General features: G+C 55.2%; 4 protein-coding genes. 3 read left to right on the top strand and 1 reads right to left on the bottom strand.

Going from position 1 to position 11,898, the window contains the following annotated elements; all coding sequences use genetic code 11:
• Window position 1: 1 nt before the first annotated feature.
• Window positions 2-3,337 carry a hypothetical protein gene (locus M0R70_05310; protein MCK9418784.1) on the bottom strand — a complete coding sequence of 1,112 codons (3,336 nt, stop codon included), beginning with the start codon at window positions 3,335-3,337 and terminating at the stop codon, window positions 2-4.
• A gap of 743 nt (window positions 3,338-4,080) precedes the next feature.
• On the opposite strand from M0R70_05310, the gene M0R70_05305 reads away from it, so the two are divergent.
• Genes M0R70_05305 through M0R70_05295 form a run of 3 tightly spaced genes read left to right on the top strand, consistent with a single transcriptional unit; the run spans window position 4,081 to window position 11,892 of the window.
• A complete protein-coding gene (locus tag M0R70_05305) occupies window positions 4,081-4,683 on the top strand; it encodes a hypothetical protein (protein ID MCK9418783.1) in 603 nt (200 codons plus the stop codon).
• 2 nt (window positions 4,684-4,685) lie between these two features.
• The gene (locus M0R70_05300; GenBank protein MCK9418782.1) at window positions 4,686-10,622 is read left to right on the top strand and encodes an OmpA family protein; all 5,937 of its coding nucleotides are present in this window, start codon (window positions 4,686-4,688) and stop codon (window positions 10,620-10,622) included.
• 7 nt (window positions 10,623-10,629) lie between these two features.
• Window positions 10,630-11,892, top strand: coding sequence for a FecR family protein (locus tag M0R70_05295; GenBank protein MCK9418781.1), 1,263 nt, complete (start codon window positions 10,630-10,632; stop codon window positions 11,890-11,892).
• The last annotated feature ends 6 nt before the right edge of the window (window positions 11,893-11,898 follow it).

Here is an 11,898-nt window from a genome sequence, read left to right as displayed (position 1 = left end):
ACTACTTCTTCCTCGCCTGGAATACCATGGCAAAGGACTTATTTGCGTTGATCGTAAGCAAAGTGTTGATACCGCCGGGGTTGACATTTCCGATCGAGATGTTCTCGGTGCCAGCCGGTCCAACCAGATCTCGAGCAGAACCAATGTCATCGCCGGCGCCGTCCGTGAGAACGACGGATGAGGCATCCGTTGCGGCGGTATAGATGACCGCGTTTGATGCGGTATCCGCCGGCGCGGATACACCGACAGGGGAGCTGGTCATGGAGCCCGCAAGGTAACTAAAGCCTGTGGAACTTTCGTCCAGAACGTCTTGAAAACGCACATCCGTAACCGCTTGCGCCGAGGTATTTTTCACGATGATCATAAATTTTATCACCACACCTGCCGGCACCGTGACTACCGAAGTGGAACCACAACCGGCATCGGCCGCATCGGAGCTGGCGATACACGCTCCGGAGGCATTGTAAATTTGTTTGATTAATTTCAACGGCACGACGTTGTTGGCGGCGAATGCCGATGTACCGTTCACGGCATCGGTGGCCGTGGCGCTGAGCGTATCAAGTGCCGCCAAGCCGCCGCCCGTCAACGTGACACTCATTGTTCCTGCAACGCCATCCGTGTCCGATCCGCTCACATACGGACCCACACAGGCCCCGCCATTGTCGACACAGCTCCCTAAAAACAGATAGCCTTCGCCAGCCGGCGAATCCGGGGTGACAGCGGGAGAGGACCCATTGTTCGCACGGAAAAATTCGATCGTATCGCCAGTTGCCGGGACCGTGGCAATGACAATAAAATTGCCGCCGCCGGGAGTGATGGTGTTGATCGTGGGCGCGGCCTTGTTGTTATTGGATCCATCGCCGGCGAGGCTGATCCCCAGCCCCGTGTTATCGAAGATCGAGTTGGCGGAGAAAATATTGCCGTCCGTATCCACGCCACTGATGTCAATGCCGGCGCCATTGTTATACGCGATGCGGTTCGCGGCATTGGCGGCGGTGCCGCCGACGACGGTGGACTTGGCGCCGCTGCTCACCCGGATACCGGATCGATTTTGTTCCATTGCGGTGCCTTTGTAGTCCACGCCAATGTAATTGCCCTGGACGACATTGTTTGTCGCGGCAGCGCCGGTAATTTCCATGCCGGCAGTGACCGCACCGCCATCAAATCTGCCGATAATAAGGCCTTTTACCGTGTTGCCCGCGGAGGTGATGGTCAAGCCGTTAAAAGCCGCGCCGTTGCCGAAGAGTTGGATCTCGGGCCCGAGGGTATTGGGATCGCCGCCAATGAAGGCAGTCTGGGTGGTTCCGTCAATAATCGTATTGTTGGCGGTGATCGTTGGCAGTGACGAAAGCGGAACAATGCGCCACCAGCTATCCGCACCGACGGTTTGTTTACCGGGGTCGGCGCCCGGAATATTGAAGCGGATAGTCGTGCCGGGGTTGCCGTTAGCGTAGTCAATACAGGCACGCAAAGAACCAGTACCGCTGTTATTTGTGTTCGTCACCGTCGGACAGGTATCGGTAAACCATGCTACGTTATTACCCAAGTTGATCGAATTGGTCGGGTTGACGGGTTTTTGCGAAATATCCGACCCCGAGGCATCAGAATCCATTACCGCCACATAATCGATGGCCTTGGTGGCGCCGGCATTGACAATGAAGTTCCAGTTGGCGCCGGGGGCAGACGAGCGCAGGCTCAACAGTTGCCCCGAAGCCCCGGCCAGTGTGACGGTACCCTTGATGGTCTGGGTCGACCCGGCCGCAAAGGTCAAGGTATCGGCACTGGTCACGGTTTTTTTGAAATTATTGAACATCGTGTTGCCGCTCATGGTCTGGGCCGTCCCATTGAGCTCTAGGGTGGAGGTTTGAGAAAGAAATCCGGCAGTCTTGGCGTTGGTCCAGTTGCCGGAAACCGTCCAATAAGAGCTGCCCATATCGACTGAACCAGTGACAGCATCAATGAGCAAGACATCGCCATTAATATCGATGGCGGACCCATTTGCAGATAACGAACCGACCACGAAAAAATCGGAACTGACGGTTAGGCCGTTTGCTGTGATATTGTAATTGGACACGCTGGTATCGAGCGACAATACTCCAAAGACGGAAGGAGAAACGTCAAGCTTTCCGTTTACCACCAAGTTGCCGTTTAATTGATACGATGTTCCCGCACCCGAATTCCCGCCGCTGATCCATAGTTTATCCGTCACGTTATACGTGCCCCCGGCAACGGCAACGGTTGATGAACTTGTGCTGCCGTAGATAAACCGGTTCGCTGATACGGCCGCGCCGTTATTAACGAACGGGGTGCCGTCACCGGCAAGGGTTATGTTGTACCCGACAGCCCCATCGGTGATCGTGCCCGTGGAGGCTGCAATCGTGAGGACATTATTGACAATAAGATTGCTCGTTATGGTAGTGGTCCGGGTTGCCGCGCCAACGGTGAGGTTATAGAAGGCATCGCCTGTGGAATCGAGACTACCGGTACCATCCAGGACCACGCTTGAAGTCCCTGCGGTGAACGTACCGCTGTTTGAATCCCAGTTGCCGCTGGCGGTGATGGTGTGACTTTGGGCATCACAGGTCCCCTTGATCTTGACATGCACGGTGCTGACGTTGCCTCCGGGGGCAAAGATTTGGCCCGCGGGAACGTAAAGTCTGGTATTGGCGCCCATGACGGTTAATGCGCCGGCAGCAACTGAATACAGTATCTCGGCATCAACGTACGCCCCCCTGGCGGCATCCATGTTGGCGTTGGTCAGGGAACCGCCGTTGTCCTGGCGGGTGATGATATGATCGGCATAGATATCGATTCCCGCCAATGAGGCCCCGCTGGTAACGGTTACCGTAGTACCGTCATAGGTCGCGTCTCCATCGATATAGACAAGCAAGGCATCGCCGGCAACCGCACTATTAATTATTGTATAATTCCCCGAGGCATCGGTGGCAGAGGTGCCCTGGCTCACACCATTAGTGAGCAAGCGAACGACCTTGCCCGCCCCCACATTGGTGACGCCTTCATCGGCGTAGACGGTGCCGGAGATATCGGCGTGCGCTTCCGGAAGGTGGATCAATTGAAACAGCAGGAGAACACCCAAAAACAGCGACTGATGCAAATAGGGTGAAAACATCGCTTTTACCGTCGAACCGCGTTCTTTCTTCATCTTCATACCGCGGTCAGTCGAGCCTGAAGACAGCCGCTCATGCCTGCGCCAGGCGGGAAGATTGGCAACAAGGTGGTAACGTTCTTTGCGTTGGAACAGGCGCTGCATCTTGTCTGTGTCAAGATGCCTGCCGAGGGAATGAAGCGGGTGAGACAAGAGATGGAGGATACGCATGAGCCGCAACCGGCCCCGTTTTTTCTCAGGGATCCTATTTGGATAGTTCCCCAAGCTTCCTGCCGCAATTGATCTATTTCTGTTCAAGGAAATCATCATTCATTGATCCGCAGTGCGAATATAAGCAATTTTGTGATGTTTGTCAAACTCGTTATATCCAGGAATAACCGGTGACGAAAACCTTCTGGAGAAATGGAGGCTTTGAACATTAACGCCTGTCTCTTCTCCATTGTACCAGATAGTTCAAGCGGTAGGTCCCACCGGGTCGCGCAAAGCCACTATTCTGAGCTTCAGGAGAGGATCTGTCGAACCGGCTGTCGATGATGCAAGCTGACCCGTTCAAAGGTGGGCTTTTATCATATTTTATGTTATGATTTGAAACAAATACGGTCGGGAAAACGGATGAGCGATTAACAGGCTGTTGAAAAACGCTCCGTTTACCCTTCGACCCTTCGGCAAGCTCAGGGCTCAGGGCGAACGGAGCGTGTATTGTATTTATTCGTATTTATCCGTTCGTGGTGAGCCTGATCATGGCCGCTGTTTTGCCTGTCGCCGCTAACACGACGTTTGCCTTTCATTTCCAGGCGACAAAAAATTAGTCTTCGGGACCGTGCAACGGTCATTTGATGAAAAACGGCCATGAGCGCGTTGCGGCTCTCAGGCTTGCGGCGCAAAAGGACATGACGAATCATGTTTGAGTCCGCCGCTTACATAAGGGCAACGTGAGGGGAGCGCCTGGTTGAATGGATCTTCAAAGTAAATACAGGAGCGCTTTCGCTGAATGCTTTACGGCGGGCATGATGATCATTGTTCTGATGCTCGGTTGCCCTTTTGTCGCTTTCCCGGCTTCGAATACGGCAGTTGATCCGGGTGGCGGGAGTGTATCACTCGGTTCCTCCGGACCGGTGACCGTAAACAGCGTTCAACTGGCACTGGTCAAACAGGCCCGCGACCTTGCAGGTATGGTTCTGGCAGCCGGCGCCTATGTTGCGCCTGGCCAGACGATCTATTTTGTTCTCTTTGTCGATAACGCCACCGCTGTTCCCGCCAATGACATTCAAATTACCGACCAATTAGACGAATCCGCATTCACCTATGTTCCCAATAGTATTGAGGCTGCCGTTGTCCCCACGGGATCCAATGACGCCGCGATCTGGGCAGGCGTGTGGTCTTCATTATCCGATGCTGTGGGCGCGCCCGATGATAGTGCTTCGATAACCGACAGCGGCGGCTTGGCGGGATTGGACCGGTTGACCGTCGGCGCCGTTGCAGTTCAGGCGAACCAGCCGTTGAATATTTCCGGCAATACCCTGCGTGCTGTCCGGTTCAGGGTCACGGTGAACTGATCATGGTGCTGGTTCTTATACAGAGGGCATTTCCAAGGCAGAAGTCTTCCCGGCTGAACGGCGCAACGCGCCATTCTGCCCTGAAGATTCTCGCGGTAATGCTCTGGATCCTGGTCCTTTGCGGAATTCCTTTTGGGATGACGGCCCATGCAATCCAGAACACAGCGACCGGCACGGTCGGGGGGAGTTCCCTGCTTGTCACGAATGCGACCGTCACACTGACCCGCGTCGGCAACGATGTCACCTCCGCTGTCTCCGAGATCACTCCCAACATGATTGCCGCGAACTCAACCGGCAATGCATTCATCTACTCGATTTTGCCGGTCATCAACGCCGGGGATGGCGGACTGGACCAGGTGGTCATTGCCATCCCCGGAGGTTATTCAGCGGTGACGGTCACGCAGGCGGCGGTGAATGGGGCATCCTTCTCGCCGGCTGCATCCTGTCCGCCCGCCGGTCCCAATCAATACTGTGTGTCCGGTGGCACGCTCACCGTCCGGCTGCCCGGCCCGGTACTTGCCACCACGGTGAACAAGCGTATTACGGTCAATTTTACAGCCAGCGCTCCGAGCGCACCTGGAAACACTATTTTCAGCTCCACGGTGGACAACTCCTCCACCGCACACGCACCGCTGGCCGCCATTGCGGGAAATGCGGATGCCGATGCGGCCAATGCCAACAATACAACGGTCACCGTGCTGCTTATTTTGCCCAGCGATCTCAACACAACGGTCACCGCGACCCCGCAAATCGTCATTGCCGATGGAACAGCCGCCAGCACCATCACCACCCTTTTGCGTGATACGGCGAATCAACCGGTCAGCTGGAAAACAATAAGCCTGTCATCCGACAGAGGGGCCGATGTCTTTACGCAGCCGGCTTCACCTTCCGATTCAGCGGGCGCGGCAACCGGGACCGTCAGATCGAACACGGCCGGGGTTTCCACGATAACGTCCACGGACGTAACCGACACAATTGTATTTTCAGCAAAGCCCCAGGTATTTTTTACCCAGGGGAATGTCCTGGAACTTATCAAAGCGGCCAATAAGAAAGAGGCCGTCGTCGGCGAGGTGGTGACCTATCTGGTTGAGCTGAAAAACAAGACCACCCGGGACGTGATCCTGGTCAAGGTGGACGACCATGTCCCGCCGAATTTCAAATATCTGAAAGGGAGCACGCTTATCAACGGCGTCAGGACGCCCGACCCCGCCGGCAATCGCACGGTGACCTTTGATATCGGGACCGTGCCCGCCCTTGTTGATACGAATAATAATCACAGCGCCGATAAAGGCGAGGCCGGATACATGACGATCAGCTATCAACTCGTCATCGGCTCGGGGGCGACGCCGAAGGATTACGTGAATACGGCGCAGGCAAAGGATGTCTGCGATGCATGCTCTATTTCGAACGCGGACAAGGCCACGGTAACGGTCGTCCTGGACCCCCTGTTCGACCTCGGCACCATTATCGGCAAGGTCTTTGAAGACAAGAACAAGAACGGGTGGCAGGACCCGGATGAGCCGGGCATTTCCTCCGTGATGGTCGCCCTCGACAACGGCACGTATGCCCTGACCGATGAGTACGGCAGATATCATCTGCCGGCGATAAAACCAGGACAGCGTCTCGTCAAGATCAATCTGCAGGGCCTCCCCAATGGGGCCGTCACGACAACGGATGAAGCGCGTGTCGTCGACGTCACCCCGGGACTTCTGGCGAAAGCCAACTTCGGGGTAACGTACGCGTACGATGTGGAGAAGATCGGAAAACCGGCCGAGATGGGCGTCGAAGTGACCAGCGCCGAGAAAAAGTCACCGCTGAAGCTTATCGGAAACACCGAAGCGTTGACCATGCTCATGAATGGAGAAAAACTCCCTCTGCATTCCAGCGAGGTCCACCTGCAGGTCGAAGGATTGGATGACATCATAACCACAAAAGGGAAAAAACTGGGGAGGGACATTGAATTCCTTGCCGATGTCGCGGCGCCTGACGCAGTGAAGACATGGACACTGACTATTTTCAATTTCTCCGATGAGGTTGTCAAGACCCTTCAAGGGAGTGGCGCGCCTCCGACATCCATCACGTGGAACGGCATGACGGAGAAAGGACAGATCATACAGGGCGGAGAAGTCTATCAGTACCAGATGGAGATAGAATATCTTGACGGGACGGGTTCCGCCAGCACACGACGGACCTTTGGCGTCAATAATGTATCCATCATTTCTGTGCGGCTGACCGGTTCGGCGTTTAAGACCGGCTCGACGACGCTGAACGAGAAAGCAAAGGAAATACTGAAGCAGGCGGCGATCGTTTTCCGGGAGTATCCTGATGAGAAGATCATTATTGAGGGACACTCTGATGCGAAAGGAACGGATAAATTGAACCGCGAGCTTTCCCGGAAACGGGCACAGGCCGCCGCTGATTACCTGGTCCAGGAAGAGAAACTCGAACCGGGCCGCTTCAATATACAAGGGTATGGGAAAACGAAACCGATTGCGAGCAACAAGACGGAGGAAGGGAGAGAGCAAAACAGGCGTGTCGAGGTGCAGGGAGAGGTCAAAGAGGTCGAAAATTCCAAATTGAGGGACTACTACCGCACTGAACCGTCGATATCGATCAATGGTGAATCATTACGGGTAGGCTCCCAGGGGAGATTTTCCGCGACACTGCAGGAACCGCTATCGGAAAAACTGGACATCAGCCTGGTGAACAGCAGAGGCCGGTCAATCAAAACGAGTCTGGCCGTTCCGTCCTTCGAAATTATTGAGCCGAAAGGTGAAATACAGCTGCCCTTTGGGAAGACCGGGAAAGGCAATCGTGTCTTCAGCGCCTCTGACAAGGAAAAAGTGATGGTGTACCGGCTGGTCGGCAAAACCGGGCCGGGCAACACGATCGAACTTGACGGAGAACTGCTGTCCGTATCGGCCGAGGGCGGCTTTACCGCCGAGCTCAAGCTCAAGGTTGGGCGCAATAATTACGGACTGGTCGTCAGGAATGCGGAAGGAGTAACCCGTCTGGCAGAGCTCATCATTGATGTCAAAGACGCTGATGAATACGGGCAACCGATCATGGTTTCGAAACCCATACCGAACATCTCGGTAAAATTTCCTCCCGCGGGAGCGCGGTTGACGAGCGAGACGTTGATCGTTTCAGGCATAACGGACGCGGGCAACACCGTTGAGATCAACGGCGCGCGGGTAAAAACCGACGCGGAAGGACAATTCTCCACCTCCCTGAAACTCCCGCTTGGCAAGAGCACGGTTATCGTTAAGTCCGTTGACCTTGAAGGGAACGTCGGGACCCTTGCACGTGAACTCGAGGTGACCGACAACAAGATATTCCTGCTTGCCTTTGCGGACGGGAAAATCGGCCAGCTCGTCGGCAAGGGCAATCTCGAGGAAGCGGGAATGGACAAACAGAGGGAATATTATACGGAAGGGCGGGTCGCATACTATCTCAAGGGCACGATCAAGGGGAAATATATCATTACCTCCGCTTTTGACACGGGGACCCACACGTTCGGTGAAATGTTCAACAACCTTGACAGCACGGAAAACGACCGCCTGCTGACCAACCTCGACCCGGACAAACTGTATCCCGTATACGGTGATTCCGGAACCGTGGTAAATGATGTCCAAAGCCAGGGCAAGCTGTATCTTGCGATCGACAGCGATGAATTGCACGTGATCGTGGGCAATTATGCGTTGAACCTCGGTGACACTGAACTTGCTTCGTATCGACGCACGCTCTATGGAGGCCGCGTGGCATACCAGTCCGTTTCCCGCACACAATACGGCCGGCCCGATACCACCGTCATGCTGTTCGGCGCCGAGGTGCGACAGGCGCATATCCAGGATGAATTGAGGGCCACCGGCGGGTCGCTCTATTATCTGAGCCATAAGGACATTATCGAGGGGAGCGAGCAGATTTCCCTCATCATCCGGGACAAGACCACGGGACTTACTCTGGAGAATGTCCCGCAAAAGCAAAACATCGATTACACGATAAAATACGAGGAAGGCCGCGTCCTCTTCAACCGGCCGATCCTCCAGAGTGTCGAGGGGTCCTCATTGGTGAGCCTCAATGCGGCGCAGGGGAATCCCGTCATCATCCGGGTGGACTACGAAACCCGGCTGGCGGCATTCGATAAGAAGGCGGATGGCGGACGCGTGCGAAAGCAGATCGGCGATCACGTTGCTGTCGGCATGTCGTATGTAAAAGATGAACTGCTTGACGCGAACTATGAATTGAAGGGAGTGGATTCAGAGATCAGGCTGGGGAAAAACACCCGGATAACGATGGAATACGCGGAGAGCATCGGGGTCGCCTCCCGGACGTTTACGAGCGACGACGGCGGGTTGGCATATCAGCAGATCACCCCGCTGGGCGCCCGGCAGGGGCATGCATGGAAGACGACCGTTGAAACGGATGTGGGCGAATGGGTTGACCGGCCCGACCGTCTTTTCCTGGGCGGATACCTGAAGAAGCTGGAGCCCGGTTTCATGTCGAACGGCAACGCTTTTGAGGAAGGCACCGAGAAACTCGGATTTAACGCCAAACTGCGAATGACCGAGGCCGATACCTTGCTATATCGGTTTGAAAGCGAAAAGCAGAACTCCTCTTTGACCACGACCGCCGGCTCGAGCACGTTCGATACGAACACGATCCAGGCGCAGCACCATGAGAAGCAATGGTCCGCGGAGGGCGAGTATAAGTCCGCTGCATCAGACTACGGTTTGAACCCCGGAAACCATGCCAGCTACGGCGCGGGAAGATACCGGTACAAAGTGACTGAAAAGCTCACGGCAAGCATCGAACGTCAGGAGACCATCACGGGGACACGAAATGACCAGACCACCGCGGGCGTCGATTACCAGATCGTACCATCGCTGACCATCAAGGTCAGCGAGACACAGGCCACTGCCGGCGACTCGGCGCAGGCTGGAATGGTGTATAACGCGAATAACAACCGTCTTTACGTGACCGAGCGTCTGGCGGACGATCAGGCGGGTAATAACACGACGTCCACGATCGTCGGCGGGGAAACCCCGATCGGGCCCTCCAGCAAGCTCTACTCCGAGTACCAGTGGAACCGCGCGGACGGGGCCGCGCGCGATGTTTCCCTTATCGGGGCACTCAGGAACTGGGACGCCGGGAACGGGTTGAAGTTCATGCTTTCGGGGGAGCAATCGGTCATTGACTCGAATGCCGACCGGACGAAGCGCTACAGCCTGGCCTCAGGCATCCTGTATTCCAGCAAGACCGGATTAAAGGTGTCGACCAGGAACGAGATCAGGCGGGATTACGGCACGAATGAAATGGTCCAGTATCTCACCGTGAATAATCTTGAATATAAACTGAACACGGACCTCACCGTGATCGGGAAATATCGATACAGCCTGTCCAAGGACCTCAGGAACAATACGATTATCGCCGGGTTTGATGAAGCCTGCGCGGGATTGGCCTATCGGCCGGTCGCGCACGATTGGTTCAACGCCCTTGCCAAGTATACGAGCTTGTCCCAGCAGAATGCGTCATCACTGGCGCCGACGCAAGAGGTGAAGACAAAGACCGATGTGTTCTCCGTGGAGTGGTCGGCCGAGTTGTCCCGGTACGTGGAATGGGTTGAGAAGGAAGCAGCCAGGATAAAGACGGAAAAGACCGAAGACAGAGACCCGATGACCACGCATACCTATCTCTCTATTCACCGTCTAAATTTCCACCTCTGGAAGCCGGTCGACCTCGGCATTGAATACCGGGTGCTGTGGCAGAAAGAGGCCCAGGACCAGCGGGAAGGATTTGTAACGGAAATTTCCTGGAAGATGGTAAAATACCTTCGCTTCGGGGTGGGTTATAATTTCACGGACTTCTCGGACAACGAATTTTCAGACAATAATTACTCGGTGCATGGATGGTTTGTGAGGCTGCAGTCCCTTTATTGAGAAAACAATGGGTTTTGTCAGGAACAATTTAAGGCTGTTGATGGAATTGGTGGCGGTCGTCGGACTGGTGCTGTTGTTTTTCAGCATCTTCCTCGGAACGCTCAATATCATATTTCCCACCGGCACCAGCTTCAGCGAATTGATGGAAAAAGGGGGGGGCTTGTCCCCGGCTTCGTCGAGACGCCAAGCAGGCCGGGATGCCGACACCCTGGAGCAGCCGATCGTATTAAGCAAGCTGACCAATATGGTCAAGAACAAGCGTTCGGACGATATGGTGTGGACATTCTCACACGTTGGGCTGAACTTGTATGATCGGGACGCGGTCCAGACGTTCAAAGCCGCATCCGTTCACCTTACGATAGATTCGGGAGATAATTACCTTGAGATGGGCGAAAACTCGCTCATCATAATAAGCCTGAATGAAAAAAATGTGGGAACAAACAAGAAGAGGTCCCTCCTCGTCATGGTCGACGGGCAGCTTAGAGGCAAGCTGTCGCAAAGCGGCAAGGAGCAGCGCACGATGGAGATCTCGACCCCATCCGCCGTGATCCGCGTTCCTGCGGGGGAGAAAGACCTCAGCGGCGCGGAATTCAAGGTCTCCATCAACAAAGACCAGTCATCAACCTTCACGGTCCTGAAGGGGACCGCGGAAGTCGTCGCGCAGGGGCAATCTGTCCTGGTCAAGGGGAATCAGACCACGACCGTCAGCGTGAACGAGCCGCCCCCGGTTGCCCGGGACTTACCCCGTGAAGTGACGCTTATTGATCCGATGCCTGAGCAGGTCATGTATTATCGGGACATTCCGCCCCGGGTCAGATTTTCCTGGCTCCCGTTTCCCGATGAACGGGAGTATCATATTCTCGTGGCGAAAGACAGGGAGTTCAGCACGCTGGTCACGGATGAATGGGTAACAGAGCCTTTCTTTGTCCACGGAAATCTCAAGGAAGGCATCTATTTCTGGAAAGTGGGCCTGAGGAAGAAGACTCTGTGCGAGACGCGGCAAATACGCATGGCGCGCATCACGAAGGCCCCGGCCCTCCAGTTTGAGTCGATTCCCCGGGTCGTACGGGCGGATCGTTACGTGATCAAAGGAACGACCGACCCCCGCGCCCGGGTGATCATCGAAGGCAGGGATGTGGGAACTGATGAAGCGGGCAGGTTTGAATACACCCTCAGGCTGCAGCAGGGTGTCAACGTCATCGTTGTTGAAGCCATGGACAAAGCAGGCAATATAACCTATGGGGTAGTCAGAATAGTCGCAAAAAACTGAGCGAGG

It is taken from the genome of Nitrospirota bacterium (genome assembly GCA_023229435.1).
In the GTDB taxonomy this organism is placed as follows: Bacteria; Nitrospirota; UBA9217; order UBA9217; family UBA9217; genus JALNZF01.
This window is presented reverse-complemented; position numbering and strand designations above follow the sequence as displayed.

Bases quoted from the DNA above. Each gene is read 5' to 3' on its own strand.
- M0R70_05310 (MCK9418784.1), bottom strand. From the start codon at position 3,337: ATGCGTATCCTCCATCTCTTGTCTCACCCGCTTCATTCCCTCGGCAGG.
- M0R70_05305 (MCK9418783.1), top strand. From the start codon at position 4,081: ATGGATCTTCAAAGTAAATACAGGAGCGCTTTCGCTGAATGCTTTACG.
- M0R70_05300 (MCK9418782.1), top strand. From the start codon at position 4,686: ATGGTGCTGGTTCTTATACAGAGGGCATTTCCAAGGCAGAAGTCTTCC.
- M0R70_05295 (MCK9418781.1), top strand. From the start codon at position 10,630: ATGGGTTTTGTCAGGAACAATTTAAGGCTGTTGATGGAATTGGTGGCG.